Below are 23555 nucleotides of genomic sequence, written 5' to 3' on the forward strand. Positions count from 1 at the left end.
ATGCATGTGCTTTTGGTAAAAACTTCCTCGATGGGTGACGTGATCCATACCCTCCCTGCCCTCACTGATGCCCGGGCTGCGATTCCCGGGCTGCGCGTTGACTGGGTTGTGGAAGAGGCATTTGCCGAGCTTGCTGCGCGACACCCCGCTGTGGCCAACGTTTTCCCCTGCGCACTGCGTCGCTGGCGCAAGCATCCAATCAAAGCCCGCCGCACAGGCGAATGGGCTGACTTCAAGTCAGCGATGCAAGCGGTTAACTATGATGCGGTCATCGATGCTCAGGGGCTGATCAAAAGTGCCTTTGTCACTCGCCTGGCTCGTGGCCCGAAGTTTGGTCTGGACAAGCATTCCGCTCGTGAGGGGCTGTCTGCAAGAGTGTTGGATCATCCCCTGTCGGTGGTGCGCGGGCAGCACGCCATACAACGTGTGCGCCAGCTGTTTTCGCAGGCGCTAAATTACCCCTTGCCTGACTCCGCTCCGGATTATGGATTGCCTCGCGCCCATGTCCCGGCCCCGCTCAGTCAGCCGGGGGAGCTGGTGTTTTGCCATGGCACCACCTGGCCGACCAAGCATTACCCCGAAGCGTTCTGGCGGCAGCTGCTGGAACTGGCCACGGCAGAGGGCCATCGGGTGCACCTGCCCTGGGGCAATGACGCGGAGAAAGCCCGGGCCGAGCGCCTCGCTGCGGGGCTGGAGAGGGTGGAGGTGCTGCCGAAAATGGGGCTGGATTCCCTGACCGACAAGCTGCTTGGATGGGATGCCTTCATTGCTGTCGACACGGGCCTTGCGCACCTCGCTGCAGCCGCCGGCTTGCCCGGGGTCGCACTGTACGGTCCCACCGACCCGGTGCTGACCGGTGTGCAGGGGGTCCGGGCGTCGTCATTGGCGGCGGACTTCCCCTGTGCCCCCTGTGTGCAGGAGAGTTGCACCTATCGGGGGGAGTTGGGCAAAGGGGTGGAGCCGCCCTGCTTCAGTACCCTCAAGCCGGAAACCGTTTGGCGGGCGTTGCGGAGGCAGAGCCCGTGAAGTGCGTGATGGTGCTTTACCACTATTTCCCCTGGGGCGGGCTGCAACGGGACTTTGCCCGTATCGCCCGTGAGGCCGTTGCCCGTGGACATCAGGTCCAGGCGCTGGTGAGCGAATGGCAGGGCGAGCCCCTGCAGGGCGTCACCATCACAACGGTGCCCGTACGGGGGCAAAGTAACCATGCACGGATGGCCCGTTTTGCCGCAGGCGTACAGCAGTATCTCGCCGAGACCCCCCATGATCGGGTGCTGGGCTTCAATCGTTTGCCGGGTCTGGATGTTTATTTCGCTGCGGACAGCTGTTTTGCCGAACACGTGGCAGGCAAACCTGGTGTGGTTCGCTGGTTGCCCCGTTATGCCACCTACCTGAAACTGGAGCATCAGGTGGTCGCAGAGTCGGGGCCGCGGCTGTTGTTTCTGAACGAACACCAGCGAGATCAGTACCGGGCGCATTATGCCTTGCCGGAAAGTCGCTACCAGGTATTGCCGCCGGGCGTGGAAGCGGATCGTCGTCGCCCGGCTAATCATGCGGCGTTGCGCGAACAGATTCGCACGGAACTGGGGGTCGGTTCGGGGGTGCCTTTGCTGTTGTTTTTGGGCTCCGGGTTCAAGGTCAAGGGACTCGACCGCGCGCTGGCGGCTTTCGCAACGTTGCCGTCGCAGGCGCATTTGATGATTGTTGGCAATGACGAGGCCGCACCTTACCTGCGTGATCTGCAGGTGGCCACCCGTGAGCGAATTCATGTACTGGGTCCCCGTGATGACGTGCCCGCGCTGATGCAAGGGGCGGATCTGTTGCTGCATCCGGCCTATCGGGAGTCGGCGGGTATGGTGTTGCTGGAGGCAACGGTGGCTGGGTTACCGGTGTTGACCACCGATACCTGTGGTTATGCCCGCTATGTGCAGGAGGCAGGGTCTGGAGAGGTGATTGCCACGCCGTTCAAGCAGACCGCATTGAATGCGATGCTGCAGACCATGGTCGAACGTGTGCCGGGTGAATGGCAGGCAAATGCGTTGCGTTATGCCGAGTCTCCGCTGTTATATCAGCTTGCTCAGAATGTAGTGGATGCGGTGGAGGCCGGGCGATGAAACTGTTCCTTCGCGATGATATGTCGACCCTGTGGGGCGAACGCGATCCCTTCGCACAGGCCGCCGCCCAGCAGGGTGAGATTTTCCGTGCCCGGGAAGGCCGGCGTACGCTACGATTTGAGGGGAATGGACGCAGTTACTTTCTCAAGTATCACGCGGGTATCGGCTGGAAAGAAATCTTCAAGAATCTGACCCAGGGAAAGCTGCCGGTGCTTGGGGCCATGGATGAAGTCAGGGCGATCGAAGCGGTAAGAAATGCCGGGCTGGACACCATGACGGTGGCGGCCTTCGGCAGCCGTGGCGTTAATCCGGCCGGGGTCGAATCCTTTATCGTTACCGATGATCTGAGCGGCACCCTGAGCCTGGAAGACGTCGGCGAAGAATGGGTGTCGAGTGGGCACACTCCTGTGCTGTTCAAACGCGCCTTGATTTTGCGGGTCGCACAGATCGCTCGCGATATGCATCGCGCCGGGATCAATCACCGGGATTTCTATCTGGCGCATTTCTTGATGTCGGAACAGGATGTGCGACGGGAAAACAGCGATGCACCCCTGTTCCTGATTGATTTGCACCGTTCCCAGGTGCGCCGGTCGGTGCCTCGTCGCTGGCAGGTGAAAGACCTGGGAGGGCTGTATTTCTCGACGGCTCGCTTTGGCATGACACGCCGTGATCTGCTGAGGTTCATCCGAGCCTATAGCGGCAAGCCATTGCGTGAGGCTCTGTCTGATGCGGGCCTTTGGCAGTCTGCCCGTCGCGAGGCAGAAAAAATCTATCGCCGTTATTTCGAAGTTGAGCCGCAATTACCGCTGCAGTTCAACGAACATCCAGGCAAGGATATCTGATGGCATTGCTTCAGTATCTACAGCATGGCATTGATGAGAAGGACCTGCCGCAGACGGCTGCAGGTTTAACGATCACAGCTGTATTGCGTTGGTTGCCTGGAAGCCGCTTGGTGGTTGATGGTTACTGGAATGGGCAGCCTGTCGTTGCCAAGCTGTTTTGTCCCGGAAGCAAGGGGAAGCGCGCACAGCGAAAAGAGGTTCGGGGTCTGCAGGCAATTGCCAAATGCAACGTCCATTGTCCAGCGATTAAGGACGTACTGACCCTGGATGAGGGCATCCATTTGCTGGTGATGGAAAAACTGGAAGGGGAAACTGCCCTCCGCTATTGCCTGCAAGGTTCCAGAGCCCAGAGGCGCTCGCGCATTCACCGTCTGGCCTGCTGGGTGCGGGAAGTACAGCAGAAGGGCGTTGTTCAGACCGATATCCATCCGGGCAATTTTTTCTTTACTGCCGGTGGCTGGGCGCTGCTGGATGCAGCAGAGTGCCGCTTTGGTTCGCCGACACCAGTGCGTGCAAAAGCCAACCTGGCCGCCTTGTTGGCACAGTTTCCGCCGCTGGATCTTCCGGATGTGAGGGATTGCTTTGCTGAGCTTGGGGAGTATCAGGGTGCCTTGCGCGTTGCCAGGCGCCGGCGCTACCAGATGATCCTGAAGAAAGCCTTGCGCCCATGCACTGAATTTGCGGCGTTCAGGCAGGGCGATGTTCGCGGTATGTGCCGTAGAGAACTGCTGCCTCAGGTGGAAGCGCTTCTTGCTCGAGGGTTGGATGATGTGATGCAAACCACGGACAGTCTCAAACTCGGAGGGGCTTCCACCGTAGTACGGGATGGGCAATCCGGTTGGGTTATCAAGCGTTACAACATCAAGTCATTCGTTCACCGGATTAAACGACAATGGGGGGCAACCCGTGCCCAAAAGGCCTGGCTTGGTGGCGTCTTTCTGCGTGAAGTCGGCGTACAGACCCCTTTGCCGGTGGCCTATTTGGAAGAGCGTCGCCACGGGTTAAGGCATCGAGCCTGGATTATTAATGCTTATCAATCGGGTAGGGGGCTGGATGAGCTGTCACCTGAGCAAGCGCCACCTGAACCGGTTGTGCTGTCCCTGCAGGATTACTTCTTGCTGATGGCCCAGCTTGGGTTTCAGCATGGAGATATGAAATCTACGAATATTCTGGTTTGCAATGACAGGATTTCTGTTATCGATCTTGATGCGTTCAACCCTTTTCCCCGAGATCCTGAAGCAAGTTACCGCAAGGATTACAACCGGTTCATGAGGAATTGGCCAAAAGGGTCAGTGTTACGGACAAGTCTGGAAAGGGCGATAGCTGAAGCCGGACTGAGTGATCATAACCAAGGTGTTTAGCCAATGAGTACTGCCATTCGGTTGCACTGGGCTCGTTCAAAGCCAAATTTTGGTGACTGGCTCTCTCCACAAATCGTTGAATGCGTGTCTGGCCGGCCAGTGAAGTATGCCAAAATTGATCAGTGTGATCTGGTTGCTATCGGCAGCTTGCTGCAAAGAGTGAAAAATCGTTTCTGGACACGCCCCGTGCATATCTGGGGGGCGGGCTTCATTGAGCAGGGGAAGGGGGTAAAAACCCGACACCATATTCATGCGGTTCGTGGGCCCGCTTCCTTGGCTCGTCTCGGCAAGACGCGGGAGGGGGTGGCCTTTGGCGATCCCGGATTGCTGGCGGACCGGTTATTGGATGGTACGGTCATAGCCAAGCGGCACCGGCTTAGTGTTATTGCTCATTACAAGGATAAAACGTCAGAAGGGCTGAAACGATTTTGCCAATCTAACCCGGACGTCAATGTCATTGACGTGTTTTCTGATACGAATACCGTGCTGCGAGAAATAGCGGCATCCCATTGTGTGGTGTCTTCTGCGATGCATGGGCTCATCGCTTCTGATGCGATGGGTGTGCCTAACTGCCGGGTAGTGTTTAGCGGAGACTTGAGGGGTGGGGAGTTCAAGTTTGATGATTACTATAAAGGAACAGGGTTTCAGCCATTTCTCTGTCAGCCGGAGAGCTTTGACAAGACGCAGTATGAAACTTTGCTCAATCATTACCGCCGGCCTGGGCTGCCCGGGGTAAAAGCCGCGCTTGAAGCCGCGTTTCCGGACATGTAGATCATGGCGAATACAGGGGAAAGGGGTGTCTGCTAGTAAGGAAAACGCATCTTTGAATTTGCTGTCAAAGATGTCTCCGGTCTGGGTCGTCATCGTGGGCAGCGTGGTGCTGTCTTTTATTGCGCAGAGTTTTGAGCCTGTGCTTGGACGGGATTCTGCATTTTATGTGGATAACGCCCAGGCCTTTGTGGAAGACGGTGCACAATCATTATTGGATCGATTTAGCTGGCCCTGGTTTTCAGCAATGATCGGGGTGGTGCATCGCTTGTTAGGCCTGTCTTATGAGACGAGCGCCTATGTACTGGTGTTTGCGCTGAGCGCTGGCACCTGTGCCTGCCTGGTCCGTACCGTTCAGGAAATTAGCCCCCGTGCCGCTTGGCTGGGGGTGTTGGTGGTCTTGTCGATCCCCGCGTTCAATGAATATCGGAGTGCCTTGCTGAGAGAGCATGGTTACTGGTTCTTCTCTTCGCTGTGTGTGCTTTTGATGGCGCGCTACCAACTGGCTAGAGGGCGTTATCAGGTTGCTGGAGCCGTGGTTGCTGTGTTCGCTGCAGGGTTGTTTCGGCTTGAAGCATTGTATCTTCTTGCTCCGATTGGTGGCTGTGTCGTCTGGATGCATCGGCAGAAATTAAAGGAGAATTCGCTGCCGGTTGTCCTTTCGATTATTGCTCTTCTACTGGCTGGGGTTGCCTTGTTATGGGCGCTGGATGCCTTGGAAATGTCCAGGGCAGAACGGTATCTGGGTTACATCAATCCGATCCGGTTCTGGCATGCTCTTGACGGTATTGCGGCAACGCTGGCGGATTCGACGCTGCGCTACTCTTCCCGGGAGCTGGCGCCGTTGATTATTGCATCGGGTTTCCTGGCTGCCATTCTTGTCAATGTGCTGAAGTTAATGGGGGTCTATCTGGTGCCGTTTGTATGGGCGTTGCACCGTGAGAGACGGGAAACGATTTTTGGCAGCAATGTCTTTGGGGTCATTGCTGCATCAGCGTACATTCTTGTTCTTCTCGTTTTCTTTATCCAGAGCCGCTTTACGCTTGACCGTTATACCGCGTTAATCCATATCTTGTTACTGCCTTCGCTGGTGCTCGCACTGGCACGCTTCAGGACTGCCTACCCTGGCATGACACGCTGGATCTTGTTGGTGGCTGTGTTGATGGGGGTTGGCAATGTCATGTCCTCATCCCCAAAGCGTACCCATTTCTTTATCGCTGCTGAGTGGGTTAAGGAGCATGGGATTGGGCTGGAGCGAACCTATTTTCATGATGCCCGAATCCCCTATTACAGTGGGCTGGGGTATCGAGAGGAGGATGTGGACAGTAAGGCTGCATTGACGACGGACATGGACCGCTACGATGTCTTTGTTGTCAGTTTGACGGCCGCACATCCTTTGGTGAAAACAAAGCTGGCTTCCGGGGAGCTGGTGCTATTGGCCGAGTTTGATAATGGCCATGACCGGCATATGATGATTCTGGCCCGGCCAGACTGGAATCAGTAACGCTTTGCCTGCCCAGCAGGTTGATGCTTGAAACGTTTGTGCACCCAAAGATATTGCTCGGGGCACTTTCGGACATAGTATTCAATGGTTTGGTTGATTCTGGCGGTATCCTGTTCGTCGTCGCTAGAGGGAAAGTCTTCCAGCGCTGGGCCAAATTCAATCACGTATCGCCCCCCGGGAAGACGGTAGTGGGCGCAGGGAATAACGGCAGCCTTTCCCATACGCGCGATACGAGAGGTGGCGGTAATGGTTGCGGCAGGGATGCCAAAAAAGGGAACGAATACCGCGTGAGCAACGCCGTAGTCCTGATCCGGGGCGTACCAGAGCACTTCTCCATTCTTCAGCAGCCGCACCATCTGGCGAATGTCTGAGCGCTGAACGGATCCTTTCATGTAATTGCAGCGCCCCTTGTCGATAAGGCGGTCTATCACCGGATTGTCATTGGGGCGATAGACACCATAAAAATCCAGCACATATCCGAGCAGGCGAGACCCTACATCAAGGCTGTTAAAGTGCATGCCAAGTAGTAGCACTCCCAACCCTTGGGCACGGGCATGCTGGATATGCTCCATGCCTTCAATGGTTAGCCGCTTGTCCAGGTCGATACGGTGATTATTAAAGCTTCCGGCCATCTCCAGAATGGCTTCCCCCGTACTTACGACACTGCGCTTGGCCAAGGCCACCTGCTGTTCCGCGGTGAGCTCGGGAAAGCACAGTTGGATATTGGTCAGAGCAACATGGCGGCGCTTTTTGACAAGATGCCAGCCAAGATGTCCTACCCCGCGGCCTATGGCCAACAGTGCATTCCAGGGCAGCTGGCCGACCAGCCAGAACAGCCCGGCGCCTACCCAGCTGGGAATAAGCCGGGGGTCAGACAATCGGGTGGGGCGCTGTTTTCGTTTTCCCATGCATCACTCGGTTGGCTAGCGTAAGGCTGGCTGGGCGGAAGGTCGCTCACAAAGGCGGGCGAAAAGGAGTGCCAGGGGAAGCCACAGGCTTAGCCAGCTGGCATGAAACGGTGCCACCAGATATGACCCTGCGGCGAAGGTCACGCACAACCCGGGGATTGCCGCGATAGTGTAGGCATTACCACCGCTCCAGAATTCCCGACGCTGGAGGAGCCCGATAATTGGGCTGGCCCAGCTGGCAACAAACAGGATCAGTCCGATCAGGCCCAAATTGTGAACCAGCAGGAGAAAGATATTGCGCGGATGAGCCAGGTTTTCGAGCTTGCCATTATGATGGGCAAGTACGCCGTTGAGATATTCCTGATTCAGTCCCGTACCGATCAAGGGGTTGAGAAAATATTTACTTAGCGTGACATCCTTGCTGCCTTCAACCATCAGGTAGAGCGCGGCCAGGAGCGGGATAACAACCAGCCAGGGTCGAGAGCTTCTGGCGCTGATCCAGGCGACTACCAGGAACAGGCTCATCAACCCCAGCGGCAATGAGACAAGGCCGAGAAACAGCATACCGACTGCAGCACCCACCAGGCGACGTGCACCTTTGCCGTTGACGCCTTCATCAATACCTTGGGCGACCAGGATAAAGGTGGGGGTCACCATGGCCATCAACGCGAGTGACGGATCCAGCGAGGGCATTCTGAATATCAGGTTGGCCGGTTCACTGAACAACGGACTGTTGAGGGGTTGGGTCGTGTAGTAGCTGATTATGACCATGAAGGCGATCACCATGGCGCAGAGGGCGCCGTTGGCCATGGCCTGCCGGAAGGTGTTGCGGAAATACATATGTAGCCAGCGGAAGATGCCCACCATCACAATAATCTGAACTACCCCGCGTACGGTTCTGGAGGTATTGGGCTCTTCTGCCCAGGCCATACTCAACAGCGCCCAGCCCAGCAGCAGGTAAAGCGGTACCAGTAATGGGGATACCATCAACCGGTAATCCCCGCTGACAATGGCCCGGGTCAGCAAGGTAAGGGACGGCAGGAAGAACAGCACGTCCAGTACGTTGAGCAGACCAATGCGGGAATTGAACAAAAAGGTGCCGCTGAACATGACGGCGAAGGACAGGGTCAACCACCAACGTAACCAGCGACCTTGCATGATGTTGGGGGGTAAAGGTGGCATAGGGGCCTGTCGCTCCTTGGTAGTGGTTAGCCGCATGATACCCCGTGAACCAGGGTGTTGGCATGTTGCGGTGCGCAAGTTTAATGGCTCGGCTTGCGGGCATCCAGCTCTGTGCCGGTTGGGCGCCTGATGTTGTGCCCGCTATGCTACACTGCGCCGAAATCCGGCTCTGTTGTGTTTTGGAGACCCTATGCACAATCCGCACATTCCTGCTCTTGCCAAGGCCCGTGTTCTGGTGGCCGGTGACGTCATGCTTGATCGCTATTGGCATGGCCCCACGGGACGGATTTCGCCGGAAGCGCCCGTACCGGTGGTGCGGGTTACCGAGCTGGAAGACCGCCCGGGCGGGGCGGCGAACGTGGCCTTGAACATGGCCGCGCTGGGCGCGCGTGCCGAGCTGGTGGGGGTCACTGGGGACGACGAAGCCGCAACCATCCTTGAAGAACGACTGAACGCCGCCGACGTGGGATGCCATTTCCAGAAGGTGGCCGGGCTGCCGACCATTACCAAGCTGCGGGTGATCAGTCGCCAGCAGCAATTGTTGCGGCTGGATTTCGAAGAAGCGTTTCACGACCAGGACCCCGCGCCCTTTGCCGAGAAGGTCAAAGCCCAGCTGGCCCATTGTGGCGCACTGGTGTTGTCGGACTATGCCAAGGGTGCCCTGCGTGATTGTCAGGGGCTGATTGCACTGGCCCGCGAGGCCGGCGTGCCGGTGCTGGTAGACCCGAAGGGGACGGATTTCAGTCGCTACCGCGGGGCCACCCTGCTAACTCCTAATTTGAGCGAGTTTGAAGCTGTTACCGGGCCGGTGAAAGACGAGCAGGACCTGATCAACAAGGGGCAACAACTGATCCGGGAGTTCGATCTGCAGGCGCTGCTGGTGACCCGCAGCGAGAAGGGCATGACCCTGCTGCGCGACGGCAAGCCGGAACTGCATTTGCCGGCCCGGGCCCGAGAGGTGTTCGATGTCACCGGCGCCGGTGACACGGTGATTTCCGTACTGGCGGCCTCGCTGGCGGCGGGGGCACCCATGGAAGATGCTGTGGCGCTGGCCAATATTGCTGCCGGTATTGTGGTCGGCAAGCTGGGCACGGCGGTGGTCTCTGCGCCTGAGTTGCGCCGTGCGGTGCACCAGGAGGGTGGCTTTGGTCGTGGGGTCATGAGTGAAGAGCAACTGTTGATTGCCATTGAGGATGCGCGTGCCCAGGGGGAGAAGATCGTGTTCACCAATGGCTGCTTCGACATCATCCATGCCGGCCACGTGGGCTATCTGGATTCCGCCCGCCGCCAGGGCGACCGTCTGGTGCTGGCGGTGAACGGAGATGACTCCATCCGCCGCCTGAAAGGCCCGGGCCGCCCCATCAACCCTCTGGATCGCCGCATGGCCGTCCTCGCTGCGCTGGAAGCGGTGGACTGGGTGGTCGCCTTCGATACCGATACCCCTGAGCCACTGCTGGAAGCCATCAAGCCGGACGTGCTGGTGAAAGGCGGCGACTACAGTGTGGAAGAAGTGGTCGGCCATGAGTTTGTGAAGGGCTACGGCGGAGAGGTGAAGGTGCTCGACTTTATTGATGACATCTCGACGACGAAAATCGTGGAACGAATCAAGAAAGACAGTGAATAGTTAATAGTGAACAGTTAACAGCGACGCGTGCTCGCGCTCTGCATGTTGAAACGTAAGAGGCCGCGCCCACCCTTGGGCGCGGCCTCTTACGTTTGAAAAATCAAAAACGGCTGCTCGCGCAGCTGTTAACTGTTCACTATTAACTGTTAACTGCCTTTCCTGTGTTTTGCCGGTGTCACCCCCGTCCACCGTTCAAACGCTCGCACGAATGCTGCGGATTCACTGTAGCCCAGTAGTTCTGCGATGTCGGCGATGCTTCGGTCGGAGTCGGCCAGATAACGTTTCGCCTTGTCTTCACGGACCTTGTCCATGATGCCCTGGTACGGGTGGCCTTCCTTGCTGAGTTGTCGGCGAAAGCTGCGTTCCGGGATGCTGAAGGCCTGGGCGACCTGTTCGGCAGTGGGGAAGCTGCGGGCGAACAGGTTCAGATAGGCACCAACCCGGGCCGCCAGGTCATCAGTGGGGGCTTCGCGGCGGGCGAGCATGGCGTCGCACTGTTCGCGGTACATGTCCTGTGCCATGCGGTTATAACCTGGCAGGCGGATGGCCATGTCCTCGTTGCGGATTACTGCCTTGCAGTGGGGCTGGTCATAGCGGATCGGGCAGCCAAAATAGGCCTCGAAGCGCTCGGCACAGCGCGGGCGCGGGTAGGGCATCCACACTTCGACGGGTTTCAGGTTCAGGTTGAGTTGGGTCTGGATGTCGTTGACCAGCTTGAAGGTGCCGACCATGTCCCGGTCAATCAGGGTGCGCGACACTTCCGGCGGCAGCGGTATCGGGTAAAGCTCCAGGGCGGTGGTGTGTTCGCCGGGGATCAGGGCGATTTCGCCGTAGAGGTAGGTCAGGGCCTGATATTGCACCCCGAACTGAAACCCCTGAAAGGCGGTTTCGCTGGTCATCAGCAGCATGGCCAGTTGTCCGTAACCTGCAAACCCGAAGCGGCTGCCCATTTCGAACCCCAGCATGGGGTCGTCGACCTGGGGTAGTAGCTCGGTGAGGATCAGCAGTTCCCGGTCACGGCCGATCTCACTGCTTGGGTCCAACTTGTCCTTATCCAGCCCATGACGGGCCAGCACCGGGCCACAGTCGATCCCCTTCTCGGTCTCGAGCAGTTCGATAGTGTAGATGAGGGCAAGAATGGAGCGTGCTGACATTGGCCGAAATTATCAATTTTTGGTCAGGTTAACACGTATTCACAGGGGGCTGGCAAGGCTAGAGTGCTGCCATCAAAGGGAACCGCTGAGCATGCAAGGCGTTATTCAGAGGTTCCCAAGGAGCCCGTGAGCGTCCCGAGGAGAATACCAATGACAAGTCAGGCCCGTATCAACGTTAAAACCCGTCGCGTCAAAGTCGCCATTGTTGGTGGCGGCTTCGGCGGCCTGTGCATGGCGATCAAGCTGCGTGAGGCCGGCATCGATGATTTTGTGATTCTGGAAAAAGGCGATGGCCTGGGGGGGACCTGGTACCACAACAGCTACCCGGGCGCGGCCTGTGATGTGCAGTCGCACATGTATTCCTTCTCGTTTGAAGCGAACCCGGACTGGAGCCATCGCTACAGCGGGCAGCAGGAGATTCACGATTACATTCAGGGAGTGACCGACAAGCACAACATTCGTCAGTTCACCCGCTTCAATGCCGAGGTGACCGGTGCCCATTTTGATGACCAGGCGGCCCTGTGGACCCTGAATCTGGCCGACGGCAGCCAGCTGATCTGTCAGCATTGGGTGCTGGCCAGCGGGCCGCTGCATGTGCCGTCCTTCCCCAACTTCAAGGGCATGGAGAACTTCAAGGGCAAGATCATTCACTCCGCCCAGTGGGATCACGATTACGACATGAGCGGCAAGAAGGTCGTGTCCATCGGTACCGGTGCCAGTGCGATCCAGTATGTACCCCATGTGGCGCAAGAGGCCGGTCATCTGACGGTGGTGCAACGGACCCCGCCGTGGATCATCCCCCGCGATGAGCGTGCCTACTCTGGCATGAGCAAGTGGTTGTTCCGTCGGGTGCCTGCCCTGCGCCAGCTGCATCGTTTGCGCCTGTATCTGAGTAATGAAGCCCGGGTGCTGCCGATCTTCAACCCGCGCATTGCGCGGCTGGCCGAGCCCGCTCTGAAGGCCTTTATCCACTATCAGGTGAAAGACAAGGAAACCGCTCGCAAGCTGGTGCCCAATTACACCCTGGGGTGTAAGCGCATTCTGATCTCCAATGCCTATTACCCGACCTTTAACCGCGATAACGTGGCGTTGGTGACTGAAGGGGTGAAGGAAATCCGTGAGCACAGCGTGGTGTTCAGCGATGGTTCCGAGCAGCAGGCGGATTGTCTGGTACTGGGCACCGGCTTTGTGGTGGACCCGCGGATCTACATGAAGGATTTCGAGATTACCGGGCTGCCCGGGCGCCGTTTGCAGGACGACTGGAAAGACGCGGCCCAAGCCTATCTCGGCACGACCGTGAGCGGTTACCCGAACATGTTCCAGCTGGTGGGGCCGAATACCGGCCTGGGCCACAACTCCATTATCTTCATGATCGAAAGCCAGGTGCGGTACATCATGGATGCCATCGGCAAGCTGGATGCCCGTGGTGATGCCTGGCTGGATGTGAAGCAGGAAGTGCAGGATCGCTACAACGACAAGCTGCAGGACGAGCTGAAAGGCACCGTATGGCAGAACGGCGGTTGCACCAGCTGGTACCAGCAGGCGGATGGCCGCAATACAGCCCTGTGGCCCCATGCAACGTTCCAGTTCATGGCTCGCACCTGGAATGTGAACATGAAAGATTACCGTTGGCAGCCGGCGGTTAAAAACTCTGCTGCGGTGGGTGCCGCCAGAGCATAGTGGCCGGTTCGCCTTGTGAACCGGGCTCCAACGGTGGTTTTCGTACTGCTGGAGCCTGGCTTGCAAGGCCCGGATTTACGGGTTGCAGGACACTGGCGAGCTTTGTTGATAAAGCCGAAGCGCGGCGTCCATCTTTTCTCCCAGCATTTCAATGCGCGATTCGTGATTGGGGTGAGTAGACAGAAACTCCAGCGGTTGTGCGCCGCTGGCGGCGGCCATGTTGCGCCATAGCTGGGTGCTGTGTCGGGGATCAAAACCGGCGCTTGCCATTAACTCCAGTCCCATCACATCGGCTTCTTCCTCGTGAGCGCGGCTGAACGGCAGGGCAATGCCCAGCCAGGCGCCGACGCCCAATGCCTGCAGGATATTCTCGGTATCCGCGTCCCCTTCACTGAACAGCCCGATCAGAAACAAGACAGCCTTGATACCCAGTTCCTGGGTCAGGCGCTCGTTGCCGTGGCGTGCCAGAACATGGGCAATCTCATGGCCGATCACGGCGGCCAATTGCGCATCGTTATTGGCGACCTGAAGCAGCCCTTCATTGACGCCGATCTTGCCGCCAGGCAATGCGAAGGCGTTAGGGGTGGCATCGGCAAAGACCACGATCTCCCAGCTGTCTGGCAACGGCGAGCCCGGAAACCGTGCCGGGATGCGGCTTATCAGATGCTCAGCGACACACTGAACCTGGCTGTTGGCGTTGTCATCCTGACTGGCAGGCAGTTGCTGCTGCATTTGCACGAAGGCTTGCCGGCCAAAGTCGGCCATCAGGGTGTCCGGTACCAGAGCCAGTTGTTCACGGCCGGTGGGGGTGTTGTCGCAGCCGGATAAAGCCAGAAGCGAGAGTAGTAGAAGCCAGGGTCGTTGCACGGCGCATTGCCAGGTTGTGGGTCGAACATTCACGGTAACGTAGCGCGACAGGCTTGGGTAGCCGGTGGTGGTGGGGAACGGAAACGAAAAAGGCCTCGCGAAGCGAGGCCTTTTCGAAGATGGTGCCCGGAGGCGGAATCGAACCACCGACACGGGGATTTTCAATCCCCTGCTCTACCGACTGAGCTATCCGGGCAATCAGGGCGCGTATTAAAGCCGCTGGAGACGGGTGCGTCAAGCCATGCGGGTTTATTTGTTCGCATCGTGAGCAACGGGGGTGTAACCCTCGGCTTTTTCGTAGCTCTCGTTGTTCAGAAAACGATCACGTTGTTCGTCGAGAAAGGTCTTGGCCTGTGGGTCCATCACGTTCAGGTGCTTCTCGTTGATCAGCATGGTCTGCTCGTGGAGCCATTCCTGCCAGGCTTTCTTCGACACGTTATCGAAAATGTCCTGCCCCTTCGGGCCGGGGAAGGGCGGGCGATCGAGTCCTTCCAGTTCGCTCTGGTATTTGCGGCACAGTACCGTGCGGCTCATGGCAACTCCGTGGCTGTGTGAGTGTGTTGGGGACTATACCATGCGTGGCTGACGCGGGGCGTCCAGCGTGGCCAGCAGCTTTTTCACCGGTGCGGCCAGCCCGAGCTTGCCGGGGGCCCGTGGATCCACCCAGCGACCGTCTCCGAGGCTCGTCGTGTCGCGGGTGCCTGCCGCCTGCACGGTCACTTCCAGTGGTGAAATATCCAGGTGGTAGTGGCTGAAGGTGTGACGAAACGACGCGAGCGGTTGCGGCGCGTCTACCGCGGAAAAGGCGCGGGCGCTGAGGGCCTCGGCCAGTGGGTGTTCCGTCTCGGTCTGGGGGAAACACCAGAGCCCGCCCCAGATGCCTTGCTGCGGGCGTTGCTCCAGCCAGACCCGTCCTGTCGGGTCTCGCAGAATGAGCATGGTGGTGGCACGGACGGGCAGGGCTTTTTTCGGTTTCTTGCCGGGGTAATCCTGCGGATTACCGTTGGCATGGGCCTGGCATCCGCGCTGGAGGGGGCAGGCGCCGCAGTCCGGGGTGCCTCGGCGGCACAGGGTGGCGCCCAGATCCATGATTGCCTGGGTGTAATCCGCCAGCCGGGTATCGGGGGTGTAATGCTCGGACAGCTCCCATAACCGGGTTTCTACCGGTTTCTTGCCGGGCCAGCCGGGCACGGCGTGATAGCGGGCCAGCACCCGTTTCACATTGCCATCGAGGATGGCGGCGCGCACCCCGCGGCTCTGGGCAAGGATGGCACCGGCGGTGGAGCGGCCAATGCCGGGCAGGGTGGCCATCTCGTCCACGGTGTCGGGGAACTCTCCCTGATAATTTTCCAGCAGCTGCCTGGCGCACTTGTGCAGATTGCGCGCGCGCGCGTAGTAGCCCAGCCCGGTCCACAGGTGCAGCACTTCATCCTGCTCGGCCAGGGCCAGGGTCTGTACATCCGGGAAGCGTTCCATGAAGCGCTCGAAGTACGGGATCACCGTGGCGACCTGGGTCTGCTGCAGCATGATTTCAGAGATCCACACCTGGTAGGGCGTGCGCGGATGCTGCCAGGGCAGGTCCTGGCGACCGTGCTGGTCGTACCAGGCCAGCAGTGCCTGACTGAAACGTTTTGGGCTAAGAGATTCGATGGGCATCAGGTTCTGGATGGTCATGGCGGAGATGGGCTTTCGCCCATTTCCGCCCTACGCGTGATTTTGGTTTTTGGCGTGCAGTGTGCCGCCTCTTTTATTTAAACAGCTTTTTCAGGCCATCCTGGAGTTGTTTGTTGACCTCTTCCCTGGCTTTCTTCTGGGCGGCATCCTTGATGACTTCTTCGGCGGTATCGCCTTCGCCTTCAATGCCGAGCTTTTCCTTCAGTTTGTCCTGGGTGGCCTTGGCGGCGACCTGTTTGCCGATGTCCTTGAAGCCATCCTTGTCGGGGCCGCACCACTTGGCAGGGCTGCCCGCCAGATTGCCTTCGCAGCGCAGAGGCCAGGTGGTGCCCTCCAGATACTTGGATTTGCCGAGTTCCGGGGACTGCATGCCAATCTTCAGATCGAAATCCTGATTGAGGATATTCATCCAGCCGTTGCCGCTAATCTCGCCTTTGCTGAGGGTCGCGTTGAGGCTGTCCAGGTAGGCGACATTCTTGTCCAGCCGCGCTTTGGAGGCGAGATCAAGGATCTTGGTATCTTCGGACAGGGCGGAGGGCAGTTTACCGGATTCCTGCCCGGGGATGAGCGCGGTGGCAAGCCCCTGGAACTGGCCAAGCATGTCGTTCACGCCGCCGACCAGAGTGTGGTACAGGTTCAGGCCGCGCACAGTGGCATCGGTCAGATTCAGGTCGATATTGCCCTTGGCGGAGTTCATCAGTGCTTTCTCGCTGTTGCCGCTGGCGCTGTAGTTGCCCGACATGGAGAAAATGCCTTTGGCCAGATCGTCTTCCAGGGCCATCTGGGCAATGGGCTGGATTTGCACGGTGCGGATCGTGTTGCTGGCGGACAGTTTCGGGGTGCTGCCGGAGGCGTCCAGGGTGGCGTTGGCACTGAAGTTGCCGCCGAGAGTGCTGCCGGTGGCCTGGGTCAGTTTGAGGACACCGTTTTTCGCGGTGACCGCAAATTTCATGTCGCTGGCATTGATGCCGTCGTAGCTGAGTTGGCCAATGGCCAGCTTGCCGTCCAGCAGCAGCGGACGCAGGGTGTCCACCGGAATCAGCTCTTCCTCGCTGAGGCTGTTGGTGCCGCCGGTCTTGCCGCCGCCGGCGGCAGCGGTGACGGGTTCTTCGGTGTTGCTGGCCGGCGGCATGTAGCCATCCAGTGCAATCTTGTCGAGGATCAGATCGAAGACGATCTTGCCGCTCTCCAGGCTGGCCAGACCGGCGCTGCCGCTGAGCGTGCTGTCGTCCAGGGTGATCTGCAACGGGCTGACCATGATGCTGCCGGGCTCGCCGCCAAGGGTGGCATCCAGAGCGACTTTGCTCAGGGCCTTGTCATCGCTGGTCTCGATGGGCGCTTCGCCAATGGCTTCCAGTGCCTTGTTGGCATCGAACGGCTCGGTGGTGAGCTTGCCGCTGAGCTGGAGATCGCCGGTCAGGGCTTTGACGTCCACATTGCCGCGGGTTTGCGTGCCCGCGGCGGTTAGCAGCAGATCCTTGATGCTGAGGGTGTCTTCATTGAGGTTTACATCCAGATTCTGCTCCAGATGCACCTCCACCGGCATGGTGGTGGCGCCGGCAATGTTGGCGTCCAGCTTCATCGGGTTAAGAACAAAGTGGCTGTTGTCGATATCTGCTGCCAGCACGGTGTCCAGGTTCAGGTCCACGCGCATATCGCTCTGGTCCTGATAGCGCAGGGACATCTGCAGCGGAAACGGCGCGTCCAGGTTCACGTCCTGGGCGTTCAGATTGAAATGCTCTACCACGATGTCGGTGCCATCGGCGGTGTTGCGATAGCGGACCTTGCCATCGGTGACGGCCACACTGGGAATGGTCAGCGGGATATCCATGCTGCCGCTGCTTGTGTCGTCTTCAGCTGGGCTTTCTTCAGCGGCGGTTTCTGCCTCGGTTTGCGGGCCAATTTGTTCCCAGTTGGCACCTTCCGGGCTATCGACCAGGTTCACTTCGACACCGCTGATGCTGATGCCATCCATTTCTACTTGCCCATAGAACAGGGGGAGCACGGCCACGCTGAGGCTGGCGTCATTGAGGGCGGCGAACAGGTCGTCCTCGTCAGCAATGCGTGCTTCGGTGCGACCGATGCTGACGCCGAGCGAAGGCCAGAACTGCCAGGCGAGATCTCCCTGGATATCCAGGGTCAGGTTGGCCTGTTCGCGGGCCTGTTTTTCGATCTCGGGTTTGAATTCATTGGGATCAATGACCTGGGTGATCACAAAAATGGCAATCGCTAATAGCAGGATGATGGCAAAAACCGTGATCAGCAAAATTTTTAGCAGGCGTCCCATGTAGCTCTCCTTGCGCGTTGGCCAGATGACACGGATTATAGCAGTCGGAAGTGACAGACTATACGACGCAGCTGTAAAACTCCCTGTGCATTCCCGGGCTGCCTGGGTAAGAACGGCGTTATACAGCGGCGCAGTTAAAATAATTATCGATGTGATGTTAGGGGAAGGGCGCTTGCGAAAGTTCCACACGCTATTGCTGTTGTTGCTGGTTTTTTTGTCACGGGCAGCTTGGGGGGTACAGGTATCACCTGTGTCTCTCGCAGAAGCCGGTGAGCGCGTTTCGCTGGGCGAGAAGATGCAGATACTGGAGGACCCGGAAGGGAACTGGTCCCTGGATCAGGTGCGAACCCATTTTGCCAGCCGGTTTCGCAACAACGATAGCAGTGCGCTGAATTTTGGTTTTACGCAAAGCACCATCTGGTTGCGCTTTGCGGTAGATGCTTCGCAGGCGCAGGGGAGCTGGTTTCTGGTAGAACGCTATCCCATTCTGGATGAAATCACCCTTTTTGTACCGGATGGTGAGGGGGGCTTTCAGGAGTATGCAGTGGGGGATACCCGTGCGTTCTCTCTACGCCCGATGAATCATCGTTCTTTCGTGTTCGCGTTGGAGACAGACTCAGGAGGGGTTACCGAGTATTACATCAAGATCCGGGGCAAGGGGGCGCTCAACATGCTGCCCATGCTCTATAGCGCCAAGGGGTTGGTAGAGTTTACCTATCTGGAGCAGTTGCTTCAGGGCCTTTTTTACGGCTCGCTGGTGATCATGCTGGTCTACAACCTTCTGTTATACCTGTCGTTACGAGATAACGTGCACTTGCATTTCGTGATGTTTCTCGGTGGTGTGATTTATTTCAATATTTGTGTCAGTGGTTTCGGGTTGCAGTACCTGTGGCCGGAATGGCCCAAGGTCAATGAGTACTTCTGGTTGGCCACCTACATCATCGCCCTGTCTCTGTCGCTTTATTCCCGGCAATTTTTGCAACTTGCCCAACGTTTCCCCCGCTATGAGCGTCTGTTACAGCGCTATCAAATTCTGATTGGCGTGGCCTTCCTGTTGCAGTGGTTGCTTGAGCCGCCGTATTCCTACCACCTTTCGACCATTGTCGCGCTGATAACAGTGGTGCTGTTCAGCTGGCTGGGCTGGACCGTGTGGCGGCAGGGGTTCCGGGTGGCCCGCTTGTATGTGTTGGCCTGGTCTGTCTTTTTGCTCACGATTTTCCTGTTTGCGCTGGGCAACCTTGGGCTGATGCCTTACAGCGTCGTGGTGCCTTACTTGCCTCACTTCGGGGCCCTGTGGGTGGTAGTCATGCTGTCTCTGGCGCTGGGAGACCGGATCCGTTTTCTTGAAAATGAGCGCAAGCAACTCGCACAGGAGGCGCAACATACACTGGAGCGCCACCTTGCGGATATCGAGCAGATGAACCAGGACAAATCCATGTTCCTGCAGTACATCAGCCACGAGCTGAATACCCCGATCAACTGGATCGGAGCGGCGGATACCCTGGGGCAGGGCAGTCAGGGTGAAAGTGAAGCAGATGTATGGGCCATGGTACGCAAGGGGCAAAAGCGCTTGACCGGTATTGTCGGTACGTCGCTGCGCTATTTTGACTTGTCTGACCGAAATCAGCCTCCCCTGATGGGGGCGTGCCAGCCTATGTGGGTGCTGGATGCGCTGATTCGGGATCTTGATGAACAGATTGAGCGTGCCGGGCTGACAGTGAGGAACAGGGTGTCACCGAACTTGCGGGTCCGGGCCTGCGAAAGCGAGCTGAAAGAAGTGTTTGCCATGGCGTTGGATAATGCCCTGCGTTTCAGTGCGGAGGGGGGGAGTGTTGAAATTACCTCTGACGTGGATGTGCCGGCAGGGCATGCGGATATCTGCATTCGCGATGAAGGGAAGGGTGCGACCAGTGAGCAGCTGGAACATATCCTGGAGCCCTTCTTTGTGATGGGCTCGCGCCATCATGAGGAGGGCTTCGGGCTATCGCTGGCCATGGGCAGGGTCATGATCGAGCAGGTCGGCGGGCAGCTTTGGGCGGAGAGTGCCGGGCCGGGCCGGGGCTTTACTCTGCACTTGCGATTGCCACTGGCCTAGGGAACCTATGAATAACGCCTTGCAGGATGAGCACGCCAGGCGTTGCCAAACGGCCCCCCTGCTGAGCGAGTAACCCTGTCAGCCGGTGCAGTGGTCCGGCAGCGTCAGTGGCTCGCCCAGGGCCTTGCCGATCAGACGAACGAAATCCTTGCCAACGCCCCGGCCGCGAGTGGCCGGATGAACCACCATCCAGTCCAGACACGGTTGGTTTTCTTCTATCAGGGCGATAGCCACCCGCTGGCCGTTGAAGTGGGCCACAAACAGCCTGCGATCGCCTGTAGACAGCGCGGATGCCAGCTTTTCACGGTATTGCGGGTCTTCGCGAAGCACCTTGTCAAAGGTGTCACATTCTTGCTGGGTCAGGGGGTGGGCCTGAACGCTGATCGGCATGGGGGCTCCTTCGCTGGTTCGGGGCTGTCGGGCTGCGTATAATAGCCGCCCCTGGATCTTCTGAATAACCCCTTTGTGTATTCCGGGCACCGTTGTTGGTGCGTTGGGCGGGTGGGATGACGATGCAGAGGCTCTTCAAACCGGGAGAAAGAGATGAGCAAGCGAAGCGCTACTGTTGAGCGCAACACCCTGGAAACCCAGATTCAGGTCACGATCAATCTGGATGGCACTGGCCAGTGCAAGCTGGACACCGGCCTGCCGTTTCTCGAGCACATGCTGGATCAGGTGGCTCGCCATGGTCTGGTCGATCTGGAGATCAAGGCCAAAGGGGATTTGCACATCGATGCCCACCACACGGTGGAAGATATCGGCATCACCCTGGGGCAGGCCTTTGCCAAGGCGATCGGTGACAAGAAAGGTGTTCGCCGCTATGGGCATGCCTATGTGCCGCTGGACGAAGCCCTGTCGCGCGTGGTGATCGACCTGTCGGGCCGCCCCGGTCTGGAAATGTTCGTGGATTTCACCCGCGGCAGCATTGGCGGCTTTGATGTGGACCTGTTCTACGAGTTCTTTCAGGGGCTGGTCAACCACGCCATGGTGACCCTGCACATCGATAACCTGCGTGGCAAGAATGCCCACCACCAGGCCGAGACGGTCTTCAAGGCTTTCGGGCGCGCCCTTCGCATGGCGGTGGAGCCTGATCCGCGCATGGACGGCATTACCCCTTCCACCAAAGGTACGTTGAGCGAAAAAGATGACTGAAGTGGTTGCCGTCATCGACTACGGCATGGGTAATTTGCACTCTGCGAGCAAGGCGCTGGAGAAAGTGGCCAGCGGCCAGACGATTTTGATTACCAGCGACCCGGACCAGGTTCGCGCGGCGGACCGGGTGGTGTTTCCCGGTGTCGGCGCGATCCGGGACTGTATCGCAGTGCTGCGCGACACCGGGCTCGATCAGGCCATCCACGATGTGGTGGCGGCGGGCAAGCCATTGCTGGGCATCTGTGTCGGCATGCAGGCCTTGCTGGCCCGCAGTGAAGAAAACAACGGTATTGACTGTCTGGGCGTGTTCAGTGGTCAGGTGAGTTTTTTCGGTGAGATGCTGGGTGAAACCGGTAACAAGCTGAAAGTGCCCCACATGGGCTGGAACCAGGTCCAGCAGGGCATGGCTCACCCCATGTGGGCAGGCATTGCCGATAATGCCCGTTTCTACTTTGTCCACAGCTACTGCGCCACCGACGTGCCGGAGTCTGACGTGGCGGGCTACTGTGACTATGGTCGCCGTTTTGCCGCTGCGGTCACGCGCGATAATGTCTTTGCGGTGCAGTTCCACCCGGAGAAAAGCGCAGATGCCGGCCTGACCCTGCTGGAAAATTTCCTGCGCTGGCAGCCTTGAGATCCATTGATAGTGGACAGTTGACAGCGATAACCCCGTTTCATCCGTTGCCTTCCTGTAGGGCAACCCAGTTTTGAGAAATCACGATGCTTTTGATTCCTGCCATTGATTTGAAAGACGGTAAATGTGTTCGCCTCAAGCAGGGGCGTATGGAAGACGACACGGTATTTTCCGACGATCCTGTGGCGGTGGCCACCCACTGGGTAGAGCAGGGGGCTCGCCGTTTGCACCTGGTGGACCTGAATGGGGCGTTTGCCGGTGAGCCGGTGAATGGCGATATCGTCAAGGCGATTGCCCAGAAGCATCCGGATCTGCCGATTCAGATTGGTGGGGGGATCCGCAGCCCGGAGATTATCCAGGCGTATCTGGATGCCGGTGTGCAGTGGGTGATCATCGGTACCAAGGCGGTGAACGAACCCGAGTTTGTGCGTGACATGTGCAAGCAGTTCCCCGGCCACATTATCGTCGGACTGGACGCCAAAGACGGCAAGGTGGCGACCGATGGCTGGGCGAATGTTACTGATGTTGATGTGATCGACCTGGCCCGGCAGTTTCAGGATGATGGTGTGTCTGCCATCGTCTACACCGATATCAGCCGTGACGGCATGCTGCAGGGGGTGAATGTGGAAGCCACCTTGCGCCTGGCCGAATCCATTTCCATTCCGGTGATTGCTTCTGGTGGTATCACCAATCTGGAAGATGTGCGTAACCTGTGCGCGGTGTCAGAACTGGGTATCAGTGGTGCTATCACCGGCCGAGCTATCTACGAGAAAACGCTGGATTTCGCTGAAGGCCAGGCGCTTTCCGACGAGCTGATCGGTGCCTGATCGGAGGATATTGTCATGGGCTTAGCCAAACGGATTATCCCCTGTCTGGATGTGGACGACGGGCGAGTGGTCAAGGGAGTCCAGTTCGTGGATATCCGCGATGCGGGGGACCCGGTGGAAGTGGCCAAGCGTTATAACGACGCCGGTGCCGATGAAATTACCTTTCTGGATATCACCGCCAGCCATGAAGGGCGTGATACCACCCTGCACACGGTGGAGCAGATCGCCAGCCAGGTGTTTATCCCGCTGACGGTGGGAGGCGGCGTTCGCACCCTTGAAGATATCCGTAACCTGCTTAACGCGGGGGCGGATAAGGTAGGCATCAACTCCGCTGCGGTGCACAACCCGGAGTTTGTTCGCGAAGCCGCTGAGCGCTTTGGCTCACAGTGCATTGTGGTGGCCATCGACGCCAAGAAAGTCAGTGCGGAAAGCGAGCCTAACCGCTGGGAAATTTTCACTCATGGTGGCCGCAAGCCCACCGGGCTGGATGCGGTCGAGTGGGCAAAGCGCATGACGGATTACGGAGCTGGCGAGATCCTGCTGACCAGTATGGATCGCGATGGCACCAAAAACGGGTTTGATATTGCCCTGACCCGTGCCATTTCCGATGCGGTGCCGGTGCCGGTGATTGCCTCCGGTGGGGTGGGTAACCTTCAGCACCTGGTGGATGGTGTGATTCAGGGCGGGGCGGATGCAGTGCTGGCGGCCTCGATTTTCCACTTTGCCGAGTACACCGTGGCAGATGCCAAGCGTTACATGCAGAACGCCGGTGTGGAAATGCGATTGGATTGAGGTGATTCGCGTCAGCCGTCGCGGTCTGTAGCCGTGAGGGAGCCCCTGAATAACTCCTTGCACGCTCAGCGTGACCTGGAGCGTGCAGCT

Annotated in this window: 21 protein-coding genes and 1 tRNA gene; 13 read left to right on the forward strand and 9 right to left on the reverse strand. The window is 58.3% G+C overall.

Going from position 1 to position 23555, the window contains the following annotated elements:
* The 6 genes from waaC to Q672_RS22795 are packed head-to-tail and all read left to right on the forward strand — an operon-like array spanning window position 1 to window position 6589.
* Window positions 1–1026 (forward strand): lipopolysaccharide heptosyltransferase I, encoded by a 1026-nt coding sequence (waaC, locus tag Q672_RS22770; RefSeq protein WP_022984753.1) that lies wholly within the window; start codon window positions 1–3, stop codon window positions 1024–1026.
* Complete coding sequence (locus Q672_RS22775) at window positions 1023–2114, forward strand: glycosyltransferase family 4 protein (RefSeq protein WP_031226177.1); 1092 nt, start codon at window positions 1023–1025, stop codon at window positions 2112–2114. The genes waaC and Q672_RS22775 overlap by 4 nt, the downstream gene beginning before the upstream one ends.
* Complete coding sequence (rfaP, locus tag Q672_RS22780) at window positions 2111–2956, forward strand: lipopolysaccharide core heptose(I) kinase RfaP (RefSeq protein WP_022984755.1); 846 nt, start codon at window positions 2111–2113, stop codon at window positions 2954–2956. The genes Q672_RS22775 and rfaP overlap by 4 nt, the downstream gene beginning before the upstream one ends.
* Window positions 2956–4317: a lipopolysaccharide kinase InaA family protein gene (locus tag Q672_RS22785; RefSeq protein WP_022984756.1), complete on the forward strand. Its 1362-nt coding sequence runs from the start codon at window positions 2956–2958 to the stop codon at window positions 4315–4317. Before rfaP ends, Q672_RS22785 begins: the two co-directional genes overlap by 1 nt.
* A gap of 3 nt (window positions 4318–4320) precedes the next feature.
* Window positions 4321–5088: a polysaccharide pyruvyl transferase family protein gene (locus tag Q672_RS22790; RefSeq protein WP_022984757.1), complete on the forward strand. Its 768-nt coding sequence runs from the start codon at window positions 4321–4323 to the stop codon at window positions 5086–5088.
* 52 nt (window positions 5089–5140) lie between these two features.
* Window positions 5141–6589, forward strand: coding sequence for a hypothetical protein (locus tag Q672_RS22795; RefSeq protein WP_152521817.1), 1449 nt, complete (start codon window positions 5141–5143; stop codon window positions 6587–6589).
* Here the strand turns inward: Q672_RS22795 and lpxL are convergent.
* Complete coding sequence (lpxL, locus tag Q672_RS22800; RefSeq protein ID WP_022984759.1) at window positions 6583–7497, reverse strand: LpxL/LpxP family Kdo(2)-lipid IV(A) lauroyl/palmitoleoyl acyltransferase; 915 nt, start codon at window positions 7495–7497, stop codon at window positions 6583–6585. The genes Q672_RS22795 and lpxL overlap by 7 nt on opposite strands.
* Window positions 7498–7512: 15 nt before the next feature.
* A complete protein-coding gene (locus Q672_RS22805; protein ID WP_022984760.1) occupies window positions 7513–8679 on the reverse strand; it encodes a hypothetical protein in 1167 nt (388 codons plus the stop codon).
* A gap of 190 nt (window positions 8680–8869) precedes the next feature.
* Here Q672_RS22805 and hldE point away from each other — a divergent pair, with 190 nt between their 5' ends.
* Window positions 8870–10303, forward strand: coding sequence for a bifunctional D-glycero-beta-D-manno-heptose-7-phosphate kinase/D-glycero-beta-D-manno-heptose 1-phosphate adenylyltransferase HldE (gene hldE / locus Q672_RS22810; RefSeq protein ID WP_022984761.1), 1434 nt, complete (start codon window positions 8870–8872; stop codon window positions 10301–10303).
* A 146-nt stretch (window positions 10304–10449) separates the two neighbouring features.
* On the opposite strand, the gene Q672_RS22815 is transcribed toward hldE, so the two are convergent.
* On the reverse strand, window positions 10450–11457 hold the full coding sequence (locus Q672_RS22815) for an AraC family transcriptional regulator (RefSeq protein ID WP_022984762.1): 1008 nt from the start codon (window positions 11455–11457) through the stop codon (window positions 10450–10452).
* Between the two features lie 150 nt (window positions 11458–11607).
* Here Q672_RS22815 and Q672_RS22820 point away from each other — a divergent pair, with 150 nt between their 5' ends.
* Window positions 11608–13137, forward strand: a complete 1530-nt coding sequence (locus Q672_RS22820; protein ID WP_022984763.1) for a flavin-containing monooxygenase — start codon at window positions 11608–11610, stop codon at window positions 13135–13137.
* A 75-nt stretch (window positions 13138–13212) separates the two neighbouring features.
* Here the strand turns inward: Q672_RS22820 and Q672_RS22825 are convergent, their stop codons facing one another.
* The 5 genes from Q672_RS22825 to Q672_RS22845 all read right to left on the reverse strand — a co-directional run bounded on the left by Q672_RS22825 (window position 13213) and on the right by Q672_RS22845 (window position 17965).
* Complete coding sequence (locus tag Q672_RS22825; protein WP_022984764.1) at window positions 13213–14004, reverse strand: M48 family metallopeptidase; 792 nt, start codon at window positions 14002–14004, stop codon at window positions 13213–13215.
* A gap of 120 nt (window positions 14005–14124) precedes the next feature.
* Window positions 14125–14200: transfer RNA gene (locus tag Q672_RS22830), tRNA-Phe, on the reverse strand.
* Window positions 14201–14253: 53 nt separating this feature from the next.
* Window positions 14254–14538 carry an oxidative damage protection protein gene (locus Q672_RS22835; RefSeq protein WP_022984765.1) on the reverse strand — a complete coding sequence of 95 codons (285 nt, stop codon included), beginning with the start codon at window positions 14536–14538 and terminating at the stop codon, window positions 14254–14256.
* A 33-nt stretch (window positions 14539–14571) separates the two neighbouring features.
* A complete protein-coding gene (gene mutY / locus Q672_RS22840) occupies window positions 14572–15660 on the reverse strand; it encodes an A/G-specific adenine glycosylase (protein WP_031226179.1) in 1089 nt (362 codons plus the stop codon).
* Between the two features lie 91 nt (window positions 15661–15751).
* Window positions 15752–17965, reverse strand: a complete 2214-nt coding sequence (locus Q672_RS22845; protein ID WP_022984767.1) for an AsmA family protein — start codon at window positions 17963–17965, stop codon at window positions 15752–15754.
* A gap of 250 nt (window positions 17966–18215) precedes the next feature.
* Between Q672_RS22845 and Q672_RS22850 the strand changes: the two genes are divergently transcribed.
* Complete coding sequence (locus tag Q672_RS22850; protein WP_022984768.1) at window positions 18216–20060, forward strand: sensor histidine kinase; 1845 nt, start codon at window positions 18216–18218, stop codon at window positions 20058–20060.
* A gap of 78 nt (window positions 20061–20138) precedes the next feature.
* Here Q672_RS22850 and Q672_RS22855 read toward each other — a convergent pair whose 3' ends face one another.
* Complete coding sequence (locus Q672_RS22855) at window positions 20139–20450, reverse strand: GNAT family N-acetyltransferase (protein WP_022984769.1); 312 nt, start codon at window positions 20448–20450, stop codon at window positions 20139–20141.
* 153 nt (window positions 20451–20603) lie between these two features.
* On the opposite strand from Q672_RS22855, the gene hisB reads away from it, so the two are divergent.
* From hisB to hisF, 4 genes are all read left to right on the forward strand, one after another.
* A complete protein-coding gene (gene hisB, locus Q672_RS22860; RefSeq protein WP_022984770.1) occupies window positions 20604–21212 on the forward strand; it encodes an imidazoleglycerol-phosphate dehydratase HisB in 609 nt (202 codons plus the stop codon).
* A complete protein-coding gene (hisH, locus tag Q672_RS22865; protein WP_022984771.1) occupies window positions 21205–21846 on the forward strand; it encodes an imidazole glycerol phosphate synthase subunit HisH in 642 nt (213 codons plus the stop codon). The genes hisB and hisH overlap by 8 nt, the downstream gene beginning before the upstream one ends.
* Window positions 21847–21932: 86 nt before the next feature.
* Window positions 21933–22673: a 1-(5-phosphoribosyl)-5-[(5-phosphoribosylamino)methylideneamino]imidazole-4-carboxamide isomerase gene (hisA, locus tag Q672_RS22870; protein WP_022984772.1), complete on the forward strand. Its 741-nt coding sequence runs from the start codon at window positions 21933–21935 to the stop codon at window positions 22671–22673.
* 15 nt (window positions 22674–22688) lie between these two features.
* Window positions 22689–23465: an imidazole glycerol phosphate synthase subunit HisF gene (gene hisF / locus Q672_RS22875; protein WP_022984773.1), complete on the forward strand. Its 777-nt coding sequence runs from the start codon at window positions 22689–22691 to the stop codon at window positions 23463–23465.
* Window positions 23466–23555 lie beyond the last annotated feature (90 nt).

The sequence above is a fragment of the Alcanivorax sp. P2S70 genome (assembly GCF_000475295.1).
Taxonomy (GTDB): Bacteria; Pseudomonadota; Gammaproteobacteria; order Pseudomonadales; family Alcanivoracaceae; genus Alcanivorax; species Alcanivorax profundi.

Coding starts and splice junctions, on each gene's coding strand:
- Q672_RS22835 (WP_022984765.1), bottom strand. CDS start 14,538: ATGAGCCGCACGGTACTGTGCCGCAAATACCAGAGCGAACTGGAAGGA.
- hisB (WP_022984770.1), top strand. CDS start 20,604: ATGAGCAAGCGAAGCGCTACTGTTGAGCGCAACACCCTGGAAACCCAG.
- hisH (WP_022984771.1), top strand. CDS start 21,205: ATGACTGAAGTGGTTGCCGTCATCGACTACGGCATGGGTAATTTGCAC.
- Q672_RS22845 (WP_022984767.1), bottom strand. CDS start 17,965: ATGGGACGCCTGCTAAAAATTTTGCTGATCACGGTTTTTGCCATCATC.
- rfaP (WP_022984755.1), top strand. CDS start 2,111: ATGAAACTGTTCCTTCGCGATGATATGTCGACCCTGTGGGGCGAACGC.
- mutY (WP_031226179.1), bottom strand. CDS start 15,660: ATGCCCATCGAATCTCTTAGCCCAAAACGTTTCAGTCAGGCACTGCTG.
- Q672_RS22855 (WP_022984769.1), bottom strand. CDS start 20,450: ATGCCGATCAGCGTTCAGGCCCACCCCCTGACCCAGCAAGAATGTGAC.
- hisF (WP_022984773.1), top strand. CDS start 22,689: ATGGGCTTAGCCAAACGGATTATCCCCTGTCTGGATGTGGACGACGGG.
- Q672_RS22815 (WP_022984762.1), bottom strand. CDS start 11,457: ATGTCAGCACGCTCCATTCTTGCCCTCATCTACACTATCGAACTGCTC.
- Q672_RS22785 (WP_022984756.1), top strand. CDS start 2,956: ATGGCATTGCTTCAGTATCTACAGCATGGCATTGATGAGAAGGACCTG.
- hldE (WP_022984761.1), top strand. CDS start 8,870: ATGCACAATCCGCACATTCCTGCTCTTGCCAAGGCCCGTGTTCTGGTG.
- waaC (WP_022984753.1), top strand. CDS start 1: ATGCATGTGCTTTTGGTAAAAACTTCCTCGATGGGTGACGTGATCCAT.
- Q672_RS22805 (WP_022984760.1), bottom strand. CDS start 8,679: ATGCCACCTTTACCCCCCAACATCATGCAAGGTCGCTGGTTACGTTGG.
- lpxL (WP_022984759.1), bottom strand. CDS start 7,497: ATGGGAAAACGAAAACAGCGCCCCACCCGATTGTCTGACCCCCGGCTT.
- Q672_RS22820 (WP_022984763.1), top strand. CDS start 11,608: ATGACAAGTCAGGCCCGTATCAACGTTAAAACCCGTCGCGTCAAAGTC.
- hisA (WP_022984772.1), top strand. CDS start 21,933: ATGCTTTTGATTCCTGCCATTGATTTGAAAGACGGTAAATGTGTTCGC.
- Q672_RS22790 (WP_022984757.1), top strand. CDS start 4,321: ATGAGTACTGCCATTCGGTTGCACTGGGCTCGTTCAAAGCCAAATTTT.